The sequence below is a fragment of the uncultured Paracoccus sp. genome, from assembly GCF_937873615.1.
Lineage (GTDB): Bacteria > Pseudomonadota > Alphaproteobacteria > Rhodobacterales > Rhodobacteraceae > Paracoccus.
Genome location: NZ_CALMYP010000023.1, coordinates 47172 through 66379 on the forward strand (window position 1 = coordinate 47172; position 19208 = coordinate 66379).

Annotated in this window: 18 protein-coding genes; 3 read left to right on the top strand and 15 right to left on the bottom strand. The window is 64.3% G+C overall.

What is annotated here, in order from left to right:
• Positions 1-18 precede the first annotated feature (18 nt).
• The 3 genes from Q0330_RS07205 to Q0330_RS07215 form a co-directional block, all read right to left on the bottom strand.
• A complete protein-coding gene (locus Q0330_RS07205) occupies positions 19-1521 on the bottom strand; it encodes a hypothetical protein (protein ID WP_299476591.1) in 1503 nt (500 codons plus the stop codon).
• A gap of 10 nt (positions 1522-1531) precedes the next feature.
• A complete protein-coding gene (locus Q0330_RS07210; RefSeq protein WP_299476594.1) occupies positions 1532-2032 on the bottom strand; it encodes a hypothetical protein in 501 nt (166 codons plus the stop codon).
• Between the two features lie 165 nt (positions 2033-2197).
• The gene (locus Q0330_RS07215; protein WP_299476597.1) at positions 2198-2905 is read right to left on the bottom strand and encodes a GntR family transcriptional regulator; all 708 of its coding nucleotides are present in this window, start codon (positions 2903-2905) and stop codon (positions 2198-2200) included.
• 138 nt (positions 2906-3043) lie between these two features.
• Here Q0330_RS07215 and Q0330_RS07220 point away from each other — a divergent pair, with 138 nt between their 5' ends.
• Positions 3044-3742 (top strand): aspartate/glutamate racemase family protein, encoded by a 699-nt coding sequence (locus tag Q0330_RS07220; protein WP_299476600.1) that lies wholly within the window; start codon positions 3044-3046, stop codon positions 3740-3742.
• 16 nt (positions 3743-3758) lie between these two features.
• Positions 3759-5120, top strand: a complete 1362-nt coding sequence (locus tag Q0330_RS07225) for an NCS1 family transporter (RefSeq protein WP_299476603.1) — start codon at positions 3759-3761, stop codon at positions 5118-5120.
• Positions 5121-5206: 86 nt separating this feature from the next.
• On the opposite strand, the gene Q0330_RS07230 is transcribed toward Q0330_RS07225, so the two are convergent.
• The 12 genes from Q0330_RS07230 to Q0330_RS07285 all read right to left on the bottom strand — a co-directional run bounded on the left by Q0330_RS07230 (position 5207) and on the right by Q0330_RS07285 (position 17485).
• The gene (locus Q0330_RS07230; RefSeq protein ID WP_299476606.1) at positions 5207-6127 is read right to left on the bottom strand and encodes a sugar kinase; all 921 of its coding nucleotides are present in this window, start codon (positions 6125-6127) and stop codon (positions 5207-5209) included.
• Positions 6124-7578 (bottom strand): mannitol dehydrogenase family protein, encoded by a 1455-nt coding sequence (locus Q0330_RS07235; protein WP_299476609.1) that lies wholly within the window; start codon positions 7576-7578, stop codon positions 6124-6126. Before Q0330_RS07235 ends, Q0330_RS07230 begins: the two co-directional genes overlap by 4 nt.
• Entirely contained in the window at positions 7575-8783 is a 1209-nt protein-coding gene (gene uxuA / locus Q0330_RS07240) for a mannonate dehydratase (RefSeq protein WP_299476611.1), read from the bottom strand. The genes Q0330_RS07235 and uxuA overlap by 4 nt, the downstream gene beginning before the upstream one ends.
• On the bottom strand, positions 8783-9952 hold the full coding sequence (locus Q0330_RS07245) for an alpha-hydroxy acid oxidase (protein WP_299476614.1): 1170 nt from the start codon (positions 9950-9952) through the stop codon (positions 8783-8785). The genes uxuA and Q0330_RS07245 overlap by 1 nt, the downstream gene beginning before the upstream one ends.
• A 4-nt stretch (positions 9953-9956) precedes the next feature.
• Complete coding sequence (locus Q0330_RS07250; protein WP_299476617.1) at positions 9957-10997, bottom strand: L-idonate 5-dehydrogenase; 1041 nt, start codon at positions 10995-10997, stop codon at positions 9957-9959.
• A 1-nt stretch (position 10998) separates the two neighbouring features.
• On the bottom strand, positions 10999-12276 hold the full coding sequence (locus Q0330_RS07255) for a TRAP transporter large permease (RefSeq protein WP_299476620.1): 1278 nt from the start codon (positions 12274-12276) through the stop codon (positions 10999-11001).
• On the bottom strand, positions 12273-12776 hold the full coding sequence (locus Q0330_RS07260; RefSeq protein WP_299476623.1) for a TRAP transporter small permease: 504 nt from the start codon (positions 12774-12776) through the stop codon (positions 12273-12275). Before Q0330_RS07260 ends, Q0330_RS07255 begins: the two co-directional genes overlap by 4 nt.
• Before the next feature lie 67 nt (positions 12777-12843).
• On the bottom strand, positions 12844-13830 hold the full coding sequence (locus Q0330_RS07265; RefSeq protein ID WP_299476626.1) for a TRAP transporter substrate-binding protein: 987 nt from the start codon (positions 13828-13830) through the stop codon (positions 12844-12846).
• A gap of 23 nt (positions 13831-13853) precedes the next feature.
• Positions 13854-14534: a GntR family transcriptional regulator gene (locus Q0330_RS07270; RefSeq protein ID WP_299476629.1), complete on the bottom strand. Its 681-nt coding sequence runs from the start codon at positions 14532-14534 to the stop codon at positions 13854-13856.
• Positions 14535-14626: 92 nt separating this feature from the next.
• Complete coding sequence (locus Q0330_RS07275) at positions 14627-15124, bottom strand: MarR family transcriptional regulator (RefSeq protein ID WP_299476632.1); 498 nt, start codon at positions 15122-15124, stop codon at positions 14627-14629.
• Complete coding sequence (locus Q0330_RS07280) at positions 15121-16689, bottom strand: NAD(P)/FAD-dependent oxidoreductase (RefSeq protein WP_299476635.1); 1569 nt, start codon at positions 16687-16689, stop codon at positions 15121-15123. The genes Q0330_RS07275 and Q0330_RS07280 overlap by 4 nt, the downstream gene beginning before the upstream one ends.
• Before the next feature lie 4 nt (positions 16690-16693).
• Entirely contained in the window at positions 16694-17485 is a 792-nt protein-coding gene (locus Q0330_RS07285; RefSeq protein ID WP_299476638.1) for a cyclase family protein, read from the bottom strand.
• 126 nt (positions 17486-17611) lie between these two features.
• Here Q0330_RS07285 and Q0330_RS07290 point away from each other — a divergent pair, with 126 nt between their 5' ends.
• Positions 17612-19177, top strand: a complete 1566-nt coding sequence (locus Q0330_RS07290; protein ID WP_299476640.1) for an NAD(P)/FAD-dependent oxidoreductase — start codon at positions 17612-17614, stop codon at positions 19175-19177.
• The last annotated feature ends 31 nt before the right edge of the window (positions 19178-19208 follow it).

Below are 19208 nucleotides of genomic sequence, written 5' to 3' on the forward strand. Positions count from 1 at the left end.
TAGGTTGTCATTCTTCCGTCAGGATTGCAAGCTCTCGCGGCCCGATGCGGCGATCTGGCCCATCACATCGCGCAAAGCGTCTTCATCGCCCATGTTGACGCACAGCGATCCGGGCGGGAGCGGGGCCTGCGACAATGGGCCACCCGGCTCTGCAAGGGCCAGGATCGGGCGTGCCGCGCTGCGGTAATCCGCAAGCTTTGACGGCAGGAAGGGTGTGACCCCGAAGGCGCCAGTGCTGCTGGTATCGTTGACAAATAGCCAGTCCATCGTTCGCATCCGCGCGAGGGCCTCCAGATAGTCCAGCGGCGGGTGGACCCGGACCATCGGGACGATGTCCAGCTGGCGGATCAGGGCGCGCAGCCCCTCTGGCTCCGGGCCATGCAAATGCAGCTGAACGGCACCGCGCAGATCCTCCGGCAAAGCGGACAGCGCGTTCAACAGCGTCGACAGACCGCGACGCGGGTTGCAATTGCCGAAATAGCCGATCCAGATCGAACCACGGACCGGCTTCGGCATGGGCAGCGCCGAAAGGATGCGCGCGCCCGGTTCTGGATGGGCAATGACCTCTGCAACGCCGGAGGCGCGGGCGCGCAGTTCAACTGAGTCCTCCGCCTGCGACAGCATCACGTCGCGCTGAACCTCATTGGTGAAGATGATCCGGTCGGCCAGGCAGAAGGGCAGGTATTCGACCCAATACATCAGGCTTCGCCCTTGCGGCACCGCATGACCGCGTTGGCGCAGCAGGTCAGCAATACCGATGCGTTCCAACCATGCATCGTCGGCGGGCGCTGCGGCATGTTGACCGTGCAGATCCAGTCGGCAGGGGTCGGAAAACTCCGCCACCCAGCGATCAGCCCGACCGGCGGCGAGGACCGCCGCAGCGGCGAAATGCGATTGCGCCCACATCGCGCGTGAGCGGACTTCGGGATAATGCGTCCGGCCGAACAATCCAGACGCGACCGCCGCCTGCGCCTTGTCGGCGAAATCCGAAAAGGCGGCACTTCGTGCCGGCCAGTTTTCCGAGTTCAGGACGATGTGCTGCCCAATCAGAGGCGCGATTGCGCCATAAAACGTGCGGTCGATTCGCTCGCGCCCGGACATGTCGTTGGAGATGACATCGACCTTGCCTCCATCGGCCTCGATCCGGCGGGCCATCACATTGCCCGAGGCCGTCGCGAAAGGTGGAAACGCAAAGGCGATCACCAGGCGGTTCGAAGGCGGGCTCGGCTCTGGCAGGTCGCACCCCAAGCTCGTCAGGCTGAGCCGCATCTGATCGTGCCAGTCGGTGCTCGGGCCGGCTTCGGTCCACAGATAGCGTGGGATCTGGCGCAGCAATTCGGCGGCGGCGCAGACATGACTCGCCCGCACCTCCAGCGCCGCGAGCTGGCGCAGCCCCGCCAGACTCGGCTGCATGGTCAGCGCGCGGTTCAGCAATGTCCGCTGCGCCTCAAGCGGAATCAGTTCGGCCAATTGCGCCTGCGCGCGGGACAGGCCTTCGGCACAGGCTGCAGCGGTGTCCATCTCCATCACGTCACGACCGTTCCGCGCCGCGCAACATCCGCTTGAGCTTGCGCAATGGCGCGGTCGCCTTCCAGGACGAGGTGCCGAAAATCTCCTCAACCATCGCGACAACGCGGTTCCGGTCTGCGACAACTTCGGCAAGTGTCCGGTCTCGGATGTCCAACTGACGCGAAAGCTCGGCGATGATAAGTTCGGCCTGATCCGGGATCAGTCCGCCAGGCCTGTTGTGATCGACCTGTTCGGTCAGTGCGGCAATATCGGCATCCTTGCGGGCGAGCATCGCCCGAAACGCCGTATCTTTCTGTGCCAATGCGGTTTCCAGCCGGGCGATTTCATGCCCGAGCGCGGCGATATCGGCAAAGCGTTCCTCGGTTGCGGCCTCGCAAGCCATCAGGCGGCTGGAAAGGTCCGGCGCTGCCTGAGGCTCAGAAGCCGGGATGTGAGTGATGACCTGCGTCCCGTCCATATCCTGCGTTCCGTGATAGGCATTGCGGCCATTCTGATTTGCCATGCGAAACCGGCCTCGACAGCTGCCTGTTGAACCATCCGCCCCGCAGATGATCGGCGTTAACGCTGTCGGTGGCTTCACGCGAAGCAGACAGCGTTTTGACACCCTTCGGGGCAAGTAGAGTTAAACAACCTATAGTGGCATAGCCTTGGCAGACACAACCAAAATCTAAAGACGCGTCACCGGCTTGTCTGACGAAGGCTTCGGTCCGAGAAGCTGATCCTTCAGCCCGCCTGCGGAAGTCGTTGAAATATCGAAGTTCAGTTCGGCTTCGAGATTTCGCAGATGTTCTTCGGCCAGCCGCAGCAACAGTTCTTCATCGCGCGCGATCAACGCATCCACGATGCCGCGGTGATCGTCGCAGCGCGCGCAGGAATGCCCCTCGGCAGAATACATGCCGAGGATCAGGGTGCTGCGCATGGTCAGTTCGGCCAGAAAACGCTCCAGTATGCGATTACCCGAAAGCTGCGCGAGATACATGTGGAAGCGTTGCGAGGTGCGAAGCTCTGCCGGTTTGTCGCGAAGCGTCCGCGCTTCGGTCTCCGCGCTGATATTCGCGCGCAGATAGGCGATGTCGGCGTCGGTCACTCGCCCTATCGCCTGCCGCGCAATCGTGCGCTCAATGGCGCGCCGGGCCTGAAAGACCTCGCGCGCTTCCTGGGCGGAGGGAGCCACCACGAAGGCACCGCGATTCGGGCGAAGCTCGACCACATGTTGCGCAGCCAGCGATGCAAGCGCGCGCCGGACATTGGCGCGGTTGCAGTCGAACAGATCGCTGAGCACCTGCTCGCCCAGCTTCGCCCCCGCAGGCAGGCGCTGTTCCGAGATGGCATCGATAACGGCGCGAACGATCTGGTTTTCCGGCTGGGCGTCCATCTGCTTTCTGGCTCATTTCCGCGCAATATGCCGAAATTAGGGGCGATATCGTAGCCGGACAAGCCTGAAGGCCAAAAAACCTTTGACGCGCCGCCAGCATTGTTAACAATAATTGTTAACCAATATGGGAGGTGCTCTTTGGATATTCTCGTCGTCAATCCGAACTCGACACAGTCGATGACGGACAAGATTGTGGAGGCAGCGCGGCAGGTTGCCAGCCCCGGCACGGTGATCCATGGTGCCACCGCCGCCGGCGCCCCTGCCAGCATCGAGGGCCATTACGATGAGGCCATGTCGTTGCCCGGCCTCATGGCGCAGATTCGCGAGGCAGAGGCCAAGGGCATCGACGGGATCGTTGTCGCCTGCTTTGACGATCCTGGCATTGCCGCCTGCCGCGAACTGGCGACCGGGCCGGTGCTGGGCATCTGCGAGGCGGCGGTGAAAGCCGCCAGCATGCTGGCCACGTCGTTTTCGGTCGTGACCACGCTGCCCCGCTCGATCCCGATCATCGAGCATCTGATCCACGGCTATGGGCTGTCCCATCAATGCCGCCGCGTGCGCGCCGCCGCCATACCCGTGCTGGCACTCGAGGAACCCGGATCGAACGCGCGCCTCAAGGTCCGCGACGAGATCCTGCGCGCCATCGCCGAGGATCATTGCGAGGCGGTGGTGCTGGGTTGCGCCGGCATGGCCGATCTGACCGCCTGGCTGAGCGAGGAAACCGGAATCCCGGTCATCGACGGGGTTACCGTTGCAACCCGCATGATCGAGGCCCTTGTCGGGGCCGGCCTGAAAACCAGCAAAATCAACGGATACGCAACCCCCAACAGCAAATAGAGGGACAGGGAACAGGATGACATTACAGCACACGACATCAGAGGGTGTTGCGACCGCCCAGATCGACCACAAGGCCATCGGCGAAGAAAGCCTGGCACCGCAGGAAACCCGGATCATGGACCCTTGGTCCTATCTGTTCGCCTGGCTGGGCGGCTGCGTGTCGATCGGCACCTTCACCATCGGTTCGGGACTGGTCGGCACGCTGAACCTGCTGCAAACCTTCGTCGCCATTGCCATCGGCTGCGCCGTCATCGGCCTGGCGCTGATGATCAACGGTCAGGCGGGCCACAAATACGGAATTCCCTTCATGGTGCAGGCGCGCTCTGCCTTCGGCTTTACCGGCACGCGCATCCCGGCCCTCGTGCGTTCCGTTCCCGCCATCGTCTGGTTCGGCTTTCAAAGCTGGATCGGTGCCGGCGCGCTGAACCTCGTATCGGAAACCCTGTTCGGCTATTCGAACATGTGGGTGTTCTTCATCGGCTTCCAGTTCCTGCAGATCGGCCTGTCCGTCCTGGGCTTTCACGGCATCAAGTGGCTGGAAAACATCGGCTCGATCTTCATCATCGGCTCTCTGATCTACATGTTCTTCAGCGTCATCAGCAAATATGGCGACGAAATCAGCACCAACCTCATCAATGTCGAGGGCACCTGGGGTGCGCCGTTCTGGGGCGCGACCATGCTGTTTCTGGGCATCTACTCGACCATGATGCTGAACGTCTCGGATTATTCGCGAGAACTGCGCAAGGATGTCGGTCCGCTGCGGCAGGTGGTGATCTACGCGAACTCCATCCTGCCGGCGACGCTGTTCATGGGCCTGATCGGGCTGATGGTGTCAGGTGCCACCGGCGAGGTCGACCCGATCAAGGTGTTTTCCAGCGCCGTCGACAACAAGCTTCTGCTGATCGTGACGCTGCTGTTCATCGCCTTTGCGCAGGTCACGACGAATATCCTGAACAACGTCGTTCCGCCGGCCTATGCGCTGATGGATGTGTTCAAGATCAACTTCAAGACTTCGGCGGTGATCGTCGGCCTGCTGGCCTTCGTCACCTTCCCGTGGGAACTGGTCAAGGACGAATCCGCAGCCGGGCTGAACCTGTTCATCCGCACCTATTCGGCCTTCCTTGGCCCGATCTTCGCCATTCTGGTGGTGGATTACTTCGTGCTGCGCAAACAGGAACTCGATCTCGACAAGCTCTATGACCCTGAAGGCCCCTATCAGGGCATCAATATGGCCGCTGTCATTGCGATGGCGGTGGGTGTCGTCGCGGCGCTGATCTTCTCGGGCATCTCCTGGTATGCGAGCCTGCTGCCGGCGGGGATCACCTATTACCTGCTGATGAAGAACCTGCCATCCGCGAAGCGCTTCCTGGACGGCTGAGCAATCAGAAGCGCTCCATCGCATAGATTAGGAAGGCAGGCGATGCCTAATCGCCTGCCTTTTTCAACATCCATGATGTGATCCTGTCAGGTGCTTGCGGTGACGGCTTCGGCAACCAAAGCACCGTGATGGCCGATGACGCGGCGACTCAACTCATGCGCCTGGCGGATGGCACCGGCCACGTCATGGCCACCGATCCGTGCCGCCAGATAGCCCGCGTTGAAGCTGTCCCCGGCCGAAGTCGTGTCCACCGGCACGGCAAGTTCCAGCCCGTCGACCACGCCCGCGCCATCAGCGCCCCGGAAGTGAACCGCCTTGCCGCCGGCCTTGACCACCACCTGCCGCGCGCCACGGGCGAGGTAGCGGGCGATGGTCGCCTCGGGGTTCAGATCGCCGAAGAAGGTTTCCTCGTCATCGAAGCTGGGCAGGATCAGGTCCGAGATTTCGGCGGCGGCCTCGATGGCGTCGCACATGACCCGGGTCGAGGGCCAGAGCCGGGGCCGCAAATTCGGATCGAAGACCACCTGCGTGCCGGTCCGCTGCGCGGTCTTCAGCGCCTCAAGCAGCGCCCCGCGCCCGGCTTCGGGCAGGATGCCCAGGGTGATGCCGGAAAAATATGCGATCCCGACGCCGCGCAACGCCTGCGCCAATGCCGCCGGATCGTCGGCCAGCCGCTTCGCCGCCGAATTGTCGCGCCAATAGGTGAAACTGCGCTCGCCATCCTTCAGCGAGATGGCGTAAAGCGCGATCTCGCGCTGCGCATCGCGCCCGATATGGCGGCTGTCGATCCCTTCCGCATCGAGAAACTCGATCATCTTCTGCGAGAATTCGCCCAAGCCCACCCGGCTGAAATAGCCGACCTGCCATTCCGCCGGCAAAAGGCGGCGCAGATACCAGGCCGTGTTCAGCGTGTCGCCGGCGATCCCGAGGCGCCACAGCCCCGCCTGCCCCGAGGCGGAAAGTTCGACCATCGCCTCGCCGATGGACAGGATGCGGGTTGCGGTCATGACAGGCTCCCGTTTGCGATGGCCTGTCTTATGCCATCACGGCGGATGGATGTCAGCGCCCTGACAACGGCCCCGGTGAAGGGGGCGCTTTCGGTCAGCGCCGCAGGGGCCAGCCCGGGCAGCGACAGGATGGCGCGGGTCAGATGCGCCTCGTTTTGCCCGGCCTCGCGCAGTCGCGCCATCAGCGTCTCGGCGCGCGGATCGTCGGGGCGGGTGCCGCTTTCGCTCAGGCTGGCCAGCCATGCCAGCCAGATCGCGGTTGCGACGGCGAAGGGCCGTGCATCGCCGCCCGCCCGCAACAGTTCCGCCGCCGGGGCAAACCAGCGTTGCGGCAGCTTTTCGCTGCCGTCCATGGCGATCTGCAGCGTCCGATGGGCAATGCCCGGATTGGCGAAGCGCGCCATCAGGGCGCCCGCATAGGTCCCCGTCTCAAGACCCACGCCTTTCGGTAGGGTCGCGGCGGCGGCATCCATGTGGCGGCGCACCAATGGGGCCAGATCGGCATCGCTTACCGCATCACGGACCAGTTCCAGCCCCAGAAGCTGGCCGGCATAGGCCATCAGCGAGTGGCTGCCATTCAGCATCCGCAGCTTCATCGCCTCGTAGGGGCCGACATCGCGGACGAATTCCGCCCCGCCAGCCTCCCATACCGGGCGGCCCTGCGGGAAATGATCCTCGATCACCCATTGCCGGAAGGGCTCGGTCTCGACGCCCGCCGGGTCGTGATGGCCGGTCAGGGCCTCGGTATCGGCAAGCGTCCGGGCGGTGGTGGCGGGGGTGATGCGGTCGACCATGGTGGCGGGGAAGGCGACCGCCTCGGCAATCCAGCGGGCAAGATCGGGGTCGAGGCGGCGGGTCATGCCCAGCACGCCGGCGCGCAGAAGCGGGCCGTTATCGGGCAGGTTGTCGCAGGACAGCACCGTGAAGGGCGCGACACCCGCCTTGCGCCGGGCCGAAAACGCTGCGGCGACGATCCCCAACACGCCCTGCGGGGCCTGAGGGCGGGCCAGATCGGCAGCGATGGCCGGGTGGCTCTCGTCGATATCCATCGCCGCGCGATCGATGCCATAGGCCTTTTCGGACACGCTCAGCGACAGGATGCGGATCGCCGGGTCGCAGGCGGCGCGCAGGATCGCCGCCGCATCGCCGCCGATGGCGGGACCATGTGCGCCTACGATCCGGGCGCGGTCAACCTCGCCACGTTCCAGAACGGTGAAGAGCCCGTCCTGCGCATTCAGCGCGTCAGGGATATCGCGGCTGCGCAGATTGGCACCCAGAATGCGCCAGTCGCCCCCCGCTGCGGCAAGCGCGTCGTCGGTATAGACCGCCTGATGGGCGCGGTGAAACGCACCGAGACCCAGATGCAGGATGCCCGTGCCATGCGCCGCACGGTCATAGGCGGGAACGGCGCCGCCCGCCGGCAGATCCGCCGTGCCGGTCAGGCGCGTCATGCCGGGCCCGCATGGCGCAGTGCGGCCTCGACGCCCCGCAACTCGGCCAGGCCCTTCAGCCGGCCGATGGCGGGATAGCCCGGCTGGCCGCCACGCCCGATATCGTCGAGGATATCCTGCCCGTGATCGGGCCGCATCGGGATCGCCGCATCGGCGCGACCGGCCTTGCGGCGGCGTGCCTCCTCGCGCAGCACGGCCGCGACAAGCGCCACCATGTCGGTCTGCCCGCCCAGATGCTCATCCTCGAAGAACGAGCCGCGAATGGCGTCCCCCTCGCGCCGGACATTGCGCAAATGCAGGAAATGCACGCGATCGCCAAGCCGGTCCATCATGCCGGGCAGGTCGTTATCCGGCCGCGCCCCGAGCGAGCCTGAGCACAGCGTGATCCCGTTCGCGGGCAGGTCCACGGCGGCGCAGCGTTCGGCGAAATCGGCCTCGGTCGACATCACGCGGGGCAGGCCCAGCAGGCCGAAAGGCGGGTCGTCGGGATGACAGCAGAGCCGCAGGCCGATCTCCTCGGCGACCGGGGCGACCTGTTCGAGGAAATCGTGGAAATGCCGGCGCAGCACGGCGTCGGTGACAGGGGCGTAACTGTCCAGAAGCGCGCGCACGTCTTCCAGCGTGAAGCGCTCGGCGGCACCGGGCAGGCCGAAGACGACATTGCCGGCAAGCTGTTGCCTGCGGGCCTCGTCCATCCCGGAGAAGCGACGGGCGGCTTCCTCGCGGACCGCGTCCGGGACATCTTCTGCGGCACCCTTGCGGCGCAGGATATGGATGTCGAAAGCGGCAAAATCGACGAAATCGAACCGCATGCAGGTGGCACCGTTCGGGCGCCGCCAGGCCAGATCGGTGCGCGTCCAGTCCAGCACCGGCATGAAATTATAGCAGATCACCTCGATCCCGGCCGATTTCAGGTTGCGCATCGAGGCGATCCAGTTGTCGACATGGGCGCGCCAGTCGCCGGTCTGGGTCTTGATCGCCTCGCTGACCGGCAGGCTTTCGACCACCTCCCATGCCAGACCCGAGGCGGCGCCGTCCCGCATCACCGAAACCTCGGCCTGTCGCCTGGCGATTTCCTCGGGCGACCAGACGGTGCCGGTGGGGACATGGTGCAGCGCGGTGACGACGCCCTGAACCCCCGCCTGCATCATGTCGTCGATGGAAACCCGGTCATTGGGGCCGAACCAGCGCCATGTATGTCGCATCAATCGCTTCCTTGCTGTGAATTCGCTTGGTCCTCGCCGGACCAAAGGCAGTCCGGCCCGAAATCGCCGATATCGTTGACCCCGCAAAGCGCCATGGTGATGTCCATCTCGCGCCGGATGATGTCGAGCGCGCATTCCACGCCCGCCTGCCCCATCGCCCCCAGCCCATAGGTGAAGGCGCGACCCACGAAGACGCCGTCCGCGCCGTTGGCAATCGCCTTCAAGGCGGCCTGCCCGGACTGGATGCCGCCATCGAGGTAAAGCGGATAATCCGCCCCGACCGCGCGCCGGATCGAGGGCAGCGCCCGGATGGTCGAGGGCGCGCCATCCAGCTGCCGCCCGCCATGGTTCGAGACCAGGATCGCCTGCGCGCCGGTATCGAGGCCCCGCCGCGCATCCTCGGCATCGTTGATGCCTTTCAGGATCACCGGACCGCCCCATTTGCGGATGATCTCCTCAACCCGCGCCCAGTCCAGCCGCTGATCGAACTGGCGCGAAGTCCATTCCATCAGATCGCCCATATTCGTCACCCCGCGCGCATGGCCGAGGATATTGCCGAAGCCCCGCCGCCTGGTGCCGAGCATCCCGAGCGCCCAACGCGGATGCAGGGCGATGTTCAGCAGATTGCCCGCCGTCAGGCGCGGCGGCGCGGTCATGCGGTTCTTCAGGTCCTTGTGGCGCTGCCCCTGAATGGTCAGGTCCAGCGTAAGGACCAGCACCGTCACCCTGGCGCGGCGCGCCCGGTCGAGGATATCGTCCAGAAACTCCTCGTCCCGCAGCGTGTAAAGCTGGAACCAGAAGGGCGCGCCGGTCGCCTCGGCGATTTCTTCCAGCGAGCAGATCGACATGGTCGAAAGCGTGAAGGGCACGCCCTTGGCCTTTGCGGCGCGGGCCGCGTGGATCTCGCCATCCGGGTGCTGCATCCCCAGCAGCCCGACCGGGGCGAGCGCCACCGGCATGGACACGGCCTCGCCCATCATCGTGGCGGCAAGGCTGCGGGCCTCGATATTGCGGGCGACACGCTGGCGAAACAGGATCCGGTCGAAATCCTCGCTGTTCGCGCGATAGGTGCTGCCCGTCCAGGCGCCGGTATCGACATAGTCGTAGAACATGCGCGGCACGCGGCGTCGATGCAGCCGCCGCAGATCCTCGATCTCGGTGATGACCATCGGTTCAGCCCGCGAAGTCGAGTTGCACCTTCACCGCCTGCGCCCGGTTCCCGGCAAGATCGATGGCCCGCACGGCCTCATGCGCGGGGATGACCTGGGTAACCATGGGCGACAGGTCGATCTCGCCTGCGCCGATCATGCGCACGGCCTCGGCGAACTCGCTGTCGAAGCGGTGGGTGCCGTGGAAACGCAGCTCCTTGCTGACGATCAGGTTCAAAGGCAGGGGCAGCGTGCCGCCGACGCCGATCTGGACCAGCGTGCCTTGCGGGCGGGTGATGCCGATGGCCTGGGCGATGGCATGGGGATTGGCCGAGCATTCCAGCACCACGTCGATCCGGCCCTTGCCGGCGGCATATCCGGCCAGACCTTCGGGGTCGCTGGCGACATTGACCACGCGATCCGCGCCCATCCGGCGGGCGATGCCAAGCGTGTAATCCTGCACATCGGTCACGACGATCTCGGCCGCGCCGCGAAGCCGTGCCAGCGCCGTGCAGATCGCCCCGATGGGACCCGCGCCCGTGATCAGCACCCGCTGATCCTTCAGCGAAGGCGCCATGTTCAGCGCGTGCAGGCAGACCGCCAGCGGTTCGGCCCCGGCGGCATCGGCAGGCGTGGCACCTTCCGGCAAGGGCAGGCATTGCGCCACCGGATGGGAAATGCGACCCCGGAAGAAGCCCTGCTCATGCGGCATCCGCATGGCCGAGCCGTTGAAGCGCATGTTCAGGCAATGGCGCGGCTGGCCGGCCAGGCAGAATTCGCATTCCCCGCATGGGCGAGAGGGCGAGAGCGCCACCAACTGCCCGACCTTCAGGCCGGATCCTTCGGGTGCCGCCTCGACAAAGCCCGCCGCCTCATGGCCGAGGATAATCGGTTCCTGCACCCGGATCGGGCCAAAGCCGCCATCGTGATAGTAATGCAGGTCCGACCCGCAGATGCCGCCCCGGGCGACGCGGATCACGGCGGTATCCGCGCCGCTGACGGCCTCGGGGGCATCCTCGATGCGCAGGTCATGGGCGGCGTAAAGGCGGCAGGCGATATCGGTCATGTCAGTTGTCCATCAACGAGGGCAGCCAGGTGCTGATCCAGGGAATATAGGAGACCAGCAGCAGCACGATGATATTGGTGATCAGGTAAGGCACAAGTGCCCGGATCACCGGCGCCAGCGGCAGCCGCGCGATATTGGCGCAGACGAACATGCAGACCCCGACCGGCGGCGTGGTCAGCCCGATCATCAGGTTCAGCACCGCGAAGACGGCGAAATGCAGCGGCTCGATCCCCACGCCCTGCGCCAGCGTCATCAGCGGCACGAAAAGGATGATGAGCGCGGCAATCGTCTCCATGAACATGCCGACGATCAGCAGCACGATATTGATCAGCAGGATCACCAGGAACTTGTTGTCGGTCACCGACAGAACGGAATCGGCGATCATCTGCGGGATACGCTCGCTGACCAGGATCCAGCCGAAGACATTGGCGATCCCGACAAGGGCGAGGATCCCGGCCGAGGACACCGCGCTGTCGACAAGGATCGCCGGCACCCGGGCCAGCGGCAATTCGCGATAGATGAAGGCCCCGACGACGATGGCATAGATCGAGGCGACGACGGCGGTCTCGGTCGGCGTCACCACGCCCGACAGCATCCCGCCGACGATCAGCCCGGTCATGGCAAGCGCCCAGAAGGCACCCAGGAAAGCCCGGCCAAGCTCGGGCCAGCCCTGCCACGGCTGGCGCGGGAAGTCGCGGCGCACGGCGATGATATAGGTGGTGACCATCATGGCGAGGCCCAGAAGCAGCCCCGGAAGCGCACCGGCAATGAACATCTTGCCGACCGAGATCCCGGCCAGCGAGCCGACGATGATCATCGGCACCGAAGGCGGAATGATCGGCCCGACCGTGGACGACGCAGCGGTCACCGCCGCCGAGAAATCGGCCGGATAGCCCGCCTTCTTCATGCCGGGGATCATCATCCCCCCGATCGAAGCCGCATCGGCCACCGCCGTGCCCGAGATGCCGCCGAACAGCATCGAGGAGGCGACATTGGTCTGCGCCAGCCCGCCCCGGATCCAGCCGACAAGGGCCTGCGCGAAGCGGATGATCCGCCCGGTAATGCCGCCGCCATTCATCAGGTTGCCGGCAAGGATGAAACCCGGAATGCAGAGCAGCACGAAACTGTCCATACCCGCATACATCTTCTGCGGAATGACCACGAGCGGCATGCCCTGATACAGCAGGTAGGCCAGCGACGACACGCCAAGCGTGATCGCCACCGGCATTCCGATGACAAGGCCCAGAACGAAGACCAGTCCAAGGATGGCAAGGCTCATTCCACGTCCCCCAGCAGGTTCTCGGGCCGGCCATCGGTGGTGCCGGTCAGCATTCCGATGACACGCAGAAGCGCGGCAAGGGCCAGCGTCGCCAGCAGCAACAGCACGCTGGCATGGGCATAGTTCATCGGCATGGCCATGGCGGGCGAGGTCTGCATCGCCCCGATCTGGGTGAAGCGCAAGGCCGGAGGGATCAGCATGACGGCAAAGACCAGCACCAGCACGGCACTGACAAGGCGCAGCAGCCAGGGCCAGCGGCCGGGCAGGCTTTCGCTGACCAGATCGACATTGACCAGATCGCCCGAAACCAGCGCCAGCCCGGTGCCGAAGCCGGCCAGATAAAGCAGCGCGAAACGCGTCAATTCCTCGGTCCAGACCGGGGAACTGCCGACGAAGCTGCGCCCGACCACCTGCACGGTGACGGCGCCGATCAGGATCAGGAAGGATATCCCGACCCCGAGGCGCAGCACCACGCGCATCGCTTGTGTTAACCCGGACATCTCTCTCCCCCTTATCTCGCGACATCAGAGGGGTGGCCGGAACAGGCCCGGCCACCCGGATGTGCGATCAGCCCTGGCTGGCGAACAGCTGTTCGACGACCGGCTTGATCTCTTCGCTGACATTGGCCAGGACCGCATCCTTGGCCTTGGCGGCGAAGGCGGCCTTGTCGCTGTCGACGAAGGTCATGCCCTTGTCCTCAAGGACCGAGACCAGACGTTCCTCATCGGCCAGGAACAGCTCGCGTTCATGGGCCTGCGCGTTCTGCGCGGCCTGCAGGACGGACTGCTGGTCGGCTTCCGACAGCTTGGCCCAGCTGAGTTCCGAGATGGTCAGGTAGATCCAGGACCGGACATGCTCGGTCTTGTTGACGAATTTCTGGACCTCGTTGAAATTCGCCGAATCGATCAGCGCCAGCGGGTTTTCCTGCGCGTCGATGGTGCCATTCTGAAGCGAGGTGAAGACTTCGCTGAAGGCCATCGGCGTCGGTGCCGCGCCAAGCGCTTCCCAGGTCTTGACGAAAAGCGGCACGTTCGGCACCCGCAGCTTCAGCCCGCCCAGATCTTCCGGCGTCACGATCTCCTTGTTCGAGGTCAGGTTGCGCGGGCCACGGGCGAAATAGGCGATGGGGCGGATCTGAGCGCGGGCGATGATCTCGGCCTCGATCTGCTTGCCGATCTCGCCAGACGCGACCTCGTCCATCTGCTCCAGCGAGTTATAGGCGTAAGGCACGGCCAGCAGCGCCGCCATCGGCGCCCAGTTCTGCAGGCTTTCGCCGGTGATGGTCATGTCGGCGGTGCCAAGCTGCATGCCGTTGATCAGGTCGATTTCCTTGCCCAGCGACTCGTTGGGGAAAACCTGCACCTCGACCCGGCCCTCGGTCAGGCTGGCGACATCCTCGGCGAATTTCAGCGCGGCCTTGTGCCAGCTGTTTTCCTCGTTCGCGAGGTGGCCGAGCTTCAGCGTGACCTCGGCAGCCGAGGCTTTCAGCGCCGGCAGCGAAAGGGCCGCAGCGCCTGCAAGGGCGGTAAATTGACGGCGATTGAGTTTCATCATCATCCTCCTGTTGATGGGTCGTGTTATGGAATGAACAGTTCCGGCCTGTCGCGGGTGACCTCGGGCAGATCGTCCAGAAGCTGATTCAGGTGCCGGCGCATGGCCTGTTCGGCGCGGGTCGCATCGCCGGCGCGCAGGCCATCCACGATCTCGACATGCTGCTCGATCAGCTTGCGGATATCGAAGGCCTTGGCGGTGATGTGGCGCAGCCGGTTCATCTGCGATTTCAGCCCTTCCAACACCGTCCAGACACTTTCATGCCCGGCCGCGTCGGCCAACATGCGGTGAAAGCGGTCGTCCAACTCAACGAAAAGGTCGGAATCGCCCGCCTCCAGCGCCAGCCGCTGACGCCGGATTTCCTCGTCGAGGCGGCGAAGCAACTCCGCATCCGCATTGCCTGCGACGATGCGGATCAGGTCGCCCTCGACCGCTTCGCGGATCAACCGGGCCGAGAGCACCGCCGAAATCGATATCTTGCGGATATAGGTGCCGCGCTGCGGGCGAACCTCGGCCAGGCCGTCAGACGCAAGATGAATGAAGGCCTCGCGCACCGGCTGGCGGCTGATGCCGAACTGCCGGGCGACCTCGCTTTCGCTCAGCCGGTCGCCCGGCGCCAGCGTGCCACGCAGGATCGCCTGCCGCAGCCGCTCATAGACCTGCGGCGCGGCGGACACTGTCAGGTCGATTGCCTGCAATTCGGACATGATTCCCCTCTCCCTTGCAAATTTATAATGCATACTTCCATACAAGTAAACATATCAGAATTGACCGCTCGCAGCGGGACCGCTTGCGGAACTCAGATCTCGTGCTTGCGGATATTGGTCAGCATCTTCTGCAGCGTGGCGATGAAGGTGCGACGCTCCTCTTCCGGGATACCCCGGAAGATGCGTGCGTGCGCCTCAACCATGCATGGCCAAAGAAGATCAAAGGTCTTGCGGCCTGACTCGGTCAGGAAGACACGGGTGGCCCGGCTGTCAGTGCTGTCGGCCTCGCGCCGGATCAGGCCGCCTTCAGAGAGCTGATCCAGGGCGCGAGAAAGGGTCGACTGTTCGACCACCGAGTAGACTGCCAGTTCACGGATCAGCGGGCCGTCGATCACCGACAGCACTGCCAGCGCGCGCATCTTTGGCGTGGTCAGGCCCAGCTTCGCCATCTCGTCGCGCAGGCTGGTATTATAGCGGCCCATGATGCGGTTCATCAGATAGGGCGCATAGCTCATCAGACCGATTTCGCCCAGTTTGGGCAGGTCGTCGGGCGGCGGTGCCGGCGGGTCGATGACAGGCTGTTCGGTCATGCGCCAAGCCTTTTGGCGGCGAGAAAGCCTGATCCACCACCCAGGCCGGGGCCGGGATGGGTCGAGGCCCCGATATGGATCAATCCGCGCAACTGTTTCACCCCATTGGTTGAGTGAGGATAGGGACGGAAAATGAAGAACTGGTCAAGGCCGCACAACCCGCCATAGGGATCGCCGCCGACGAGATTGACATTCATCCGCTCCAGATCCGCAGGCGAGCAGGCGTGACGGGCCAGCTTGATGGCGTCGAAATTGCTGATGTGGCGGCGCAGAATCGCTTCGATGCGGTCGGCGAATGCCTCTCGCGTGGCCTCGCTCCAGGTGCCGTCAGTGGCGATTTCGCCGCTCGCATCGCCCTTGATCTCGCGTGGAGCATCCGGGATCTGCAGCCAGAGGATCGCCTTCCCATCCGGGCAGCGCGACGGGTCGAGCCTGTCCGGCTGACCGACGCAGATCGTGGGGGTTTCCGGCAGAATACCGCGCTCTGCCTCGTTCGCGGATTTCGACACACTGTCGATACCATCGGACAGGTGGATCAAGGCGACCTGATCCAGACCCGGCGTGGCCCATTCCGGCATCCCGTCAAGCGCATAATGCAGCTGAAAATTGCCGCGTCCATGGCGAAAGGTTCTGGCCGCCGCATCGTCCTGCGGCAAGCTGACCCCGCGCAAAAGCCGGTCTTGCAACTGACCCGGAGCGACCGAAGCCAGAACCGAAGGGGCGAGGATCTCCTCTCCATCCGCCAGCCTGACGCCCCGAACACGGCCATTCTCGGCCAGAATGCGATCAACATCGGCATTGCAACGGATCTCGCCGCCATGCTCCTCGATCAGACCCTTGAAGGCGTCAACCGCGCGGCCCGAGCCCCCTTTGACAATCGGCGCCCCTGCGGCTTCCAGCGCGAAGGCCACCACCTTGCCCATCTGGGCAGAGTAGGTGCTTTCCGGGGTCAGGCCGCAATGCAGAACCCAAGGGGCATAAAGCGCCTGAACCATCGGGCTTTGATACCCCGTCTCAAGCCAGCCGCGCGCCGGGGTAAGTGCGGTGCCAAACCACGCAGCCAACCCCCGCAAACCGCGCTTTCGCGCCTGCCCGAACAGCAGCCGGACCGTCGGCCAGGACCACAGCGCCCCGCCGAGTAGCGAAAACAGGAACGGCGCATCGGCTTCGACTGCGCCGACATCGGCGGCGTGCCGGTCGCCGTCGCCAGCAGCAACCGCGTTGAAGGCTGCGATATTGGTGGCACGATCCGTGGTCAGGACCAGGGAAGAACCGTCGGGGCGCAACACGGCGGTCGGATGCGACGTATGACAATAGTCGAAACCATGCCGGGCAAGGTGAGGGCCAAGCGCGGCCCCCGCCGGAGAGGTGAGGAACAGAACCCATGTCGCGGCCATGACATCATGGTGGAAGCCGGGCAGCGTGATTTCCTCGGTCCGCATACACCCGCCGGGGATGCTGTTGCGTTCCAGAAGCAGCACCTTTTTTCCCTTCATCGCCAGCATCGCGCCGGCGACAAGGGCATTTATTCCGGTTCCAATGATGACGTGATCGGGCCGCGCCATGACGTCAGCCCTTGGGAACCAGTGCCAAGGCCCGAATGGGCGAGCCGGTGCCGTTCTTGATCTTCAACGGCGCCGCAATCAGGATCGCCCCCTTGGCCGGCAGCTTGTTCAGATTGGCCAGGCTGGCGAGACCGAAGCGATTGTTCTTGTGCAGCAGGTTATGGGCAGGAAACGGTGGCTCCATGCCGCCCGCTTGGCCGGCATCGGTGCCGACGCATTGGCTGCCCCAGCCGACAACTCCCTTGCCGATCAGATATTCGATCACCTCTGCCGTCGGTCCCGGCGTATGCGGGCCGGTTTCGTCGGCGTTCAGGAACCGGTCTTCGTCATCCGCGCGGCTGTCCCAGTCAGAGCGCAGCACAACCCATTCGCCGGCGCCAATCTCTCCATGCTCCGCTTCCCAGGCTTTCACATGATCGATGGTCAGCAGGAAGTCCGGGTTCTCGGTGCACTCGCGCGAGAAATCCAGCACATTGACGGGGGCAACGAGACGCTGAACCGAAAGGCTGTCGGTATAGCCTTCGGGATAGTCCTTTCCGGTGATCCAGTGATGAGGCGCATCGAAATGGGTGCCGGAATGCTCGCCCAGCTCCAGCCAGTTCCAGGCCCAGAAGGGACCGTCCTTGTCGTATTCGCTGATCTTGTGGATCTTGATCGGGGGGGTATCGCGCGCCAGTTCGGGCGGCAGCTTCAGCAATGGCGTCTCGGGGCCGAGCACGGCCGAGCAATCGACCACTTCGATCCCACCCGAGGCGATCATCCCCGCCAAGGACTGAAGTACATTTGCAGCAGTCATCATAATCTCCTTGTTGGTCGGCTATCCAGGGTCACTCAGCCGGCTGTTCCGGCTTTTTGAGGAATCACGCTAGACAGATTTAAATGTATTTGCAAATATCTCCTTTAGCAAAGCGCCGAGGCAAGCATGAACGACCAGTTTGATGCAGTTCTGATCGGATCCGGCCATAACAGCCTGGCCGCCGCCCTGCATCTGGCGGCAAAAGGTTGGCGAGTGGCCGTGTTCGAAGGCGCCGATGATCTGGGTGGGGCCGTCAAGACGGGCGAATACACGATCCCCGGTTTCCGCCATGATTGGGCCGCCATGAACCTGTCATTGTTTGCAGGCAGCGCATTCTTCAAGGCTCATGGCGAAGAACTGGCACGGCATGGCTGCGCCTTCGTGCCAGTCGACCGGCCGTTTGCATCCAGCTTTGAAGATGGCAGCGCGGTTGGGGTCTCGACCGATCTGAATGAGACCCTGACCGCTATCCGCGCCATATCGCCTGCGGATGCGGTGACGTGGCAGGACCTTGCAGACCGTTTCCCGTCAGAGGCGCCGCTTCTGTTCGGGCTTCTGGGCGCTCCGATGAAATTTCGTGCGCTCGCATCTTTTATGTTCAAAATGTTTCGCCTCAAAGGGCTGGGCGGCGGGCTGGACATGCTGCGCTTCCTGCTGTCTTCGCCCCGGCTCTGGTTGGAGGAGAGTTTCGAGCATCCACATGTTCGCGCGATGCTGGCGGCATGGGGGCTGCATCTCGACTTTGCGCCCGATATCGCCGGCGGGGCGATGTTCCCCTATCTGGAGGGCATGGCCGGACAAGCCTTCGGCATGGTGATCGGACAGGGGGGTGCCGATACGGTGACGAAGGCACTCGCTGCGGCAATAAGGGCGCGCGGCGGTGTGGTTGAAGCCGGCGTCTCGGTGACGCGGATCGTCCATGCTGACGGCAAGGCCAGCGGGATCGAACTGGCCGACGGTCGCCAGATCACGGCGCGCCGGGCGGTGATCGCGGGCGTGTCGCCCCGTGGGCTGTCACAGCTGACAGGCGCGACATCGCCCAGATTCGACACCGGAATGCGGCAGTTCCAGCACGCGCCGGGCACGATGATGATCCACCTGGCGATGGACGGCCTGCCCGACTGGAAGGCGGGGGACACCTTGAAGCGCCATGCCTATGTGCATCTTGCGCCAAGCCTTGACCAGATGGCGCAAACCTATGCGCAGGCCAAGGCGGGGCTGCTTCCAGACGCGCCGATCCTGGTCGTCGGACAGCCGACCGTCTTCGACCCCTCGCGTGCGCCTAAGGGCAAGCATGTGCTGTGGCTACAGGTTCGCATGGCGCCGGGCCGAATCCTTGGCGATGCGGCCGGTCAGATCGCGGCAACGGATTGGTCCGAAGCGGCCGAACCCTTTGCAGAACGCGCGCTCGACATTCTGGAGGCCCATGCGCCGGGAACGCGCGCAAGGATCATCGCGCGGCGGATCGTTACCCCGGTCGAGCTGGAGGCCGACAATCCGAACCTGGTCGGCGGCGATCAGGTCTGCGGCAGCCACCATCTGTCGCAGCATTTCCTGTTCCGCCCGTTGCGCGGTCATGCCGACGGCTCGACCCCGATTGCCAACCTGCATCTGACGGGTGCAGCCGTCTGGCCCGGTGCCGGAACAGGTGCCGGATCGGGCTTTCTTCTCGCCCGGAAACTGGCCCCCTGAGGGCCACAAACAACAAAGCCAAAGAAACAAG

Bases quoted from the DNA above. Each gene is read 5' to 3' on its own strand.
- Q0330_RS07265 (WP_299476626.1), bottom strand. From the start codon at position 13,830: ATGATGAAACTCAATCGCCGTCAATTTACCGCCCTTGCAGGCGCTGCG.
- Q0330_RS07235 (WP_299476609.1), bottom strand. From the start codon at position 7,578: ATGACGCGCCTGACCGGCACGGCGGATCTGCCGGCGGGCGGCGCCGTT.
- Q0330_RS07210 (WP_299476594.1), bottom strand. From the start codon at position 2,032: ATGGCAAATCAGAATGGCCGCAATGCCTATCACGGAACGCAGGATATG.
- Q0330_RS07275 (WP_299476632.1), bottom strand. From the start codon at position 15,124: ATGACCGAACAGCCTGTCATCGACCCGCCGGCACCGCCGCCCGACGAC.
- Q0330_RS07230 (WP_299476606.1), bottom strand. From the start codon at position 6,127: ATGACCGCAACCCGCATCCTGTCCATCGGCGAGGCGATGGTCGAACTT.
- Q0330_RS07245 (WP_299476614.1), bottom strand. From the start codon at position 9,952: ATGGTCATCACCGAGATCGAGGATCTGCGGCGGCTGCATCGACGCCGC.
- Q0330_RS07225 (WP_299476603.1), top strand. From the start codon at position 3,759: ATGACATTACAGCACACGACATCAGAGGGTGTTGCGACCGCCCAGATC.
- Q0330_RS07250 (WP_299476617.1), bottom strand. From the start codon at position 10,997: ATGACCGATATCGCCTGCCGCCTTTACGCCGCCCATGACCTGCGCATC.
- Q0330_RS07255 (WP_299476620.1), bottom strand. From the start codon at position 12,276: ATGAGCCTTGCCATCCTTGGACTGGTCTTCGTTCTGGGCCTTGTCATC.
- Q0330_RS07205 (WP_299476591.1), bottom strand. From the start codon at position 1,521: ATGGACACCGCTGCAGCCTGTGCCGAAGGCCTGTCCCGCGCGCAGGCG.
- Q0330_RS07215 (WP_299476597.1), bottom strand. From the start codon at position 2,905: ATGGACGCCCAGCCGGAAAACCAGATCGTTCGCGCCGTTATCGATGCC.
- uxuA (WP_299476611.1), bottom strand. From the start codon at position 8,783: ATGCGACATACATGGCGCTGGTTCGGCCCCAATGACCGGGTTTCCATC.
- Q0330_RS07280 (WP_299476635.1), bottom strand. From the start codon at position 16,689: ATGGCGCGGCCCGATCACGTCATCATTGGAACCGGAATAAATGCCCTT.
- Q0330_RS07285 (WP_299476638.1), bottom strand. From the start codon at position 17,485: ATGACTGCTGCAAATGTACTTCAGTCCTTGGCGGGGATGATCGCCTCG.
- Q0330_RS07290 (WP_299476640.1), top strand. From the start codon at position 17,612: ATGAACGACCAGTTTGATGCAGTTCTGATCGGATCCGGCCATAACAGC.
- Q0330_RS07260 (WP_299476623.1), bottom strand. From the start codon at position 12,776: ATGTCCGGGTTAACACAAGCGATGCGCGTGGTGCTGCGCCTCGGGGTC.
- Q0330_RS07270 (WP_299476629.1), bottom strand. From the start codon at position 14,534: ATGTCCGAATTGCAGGCAATCGACCTGACAGTGTCCGCCGCGCCGCAG.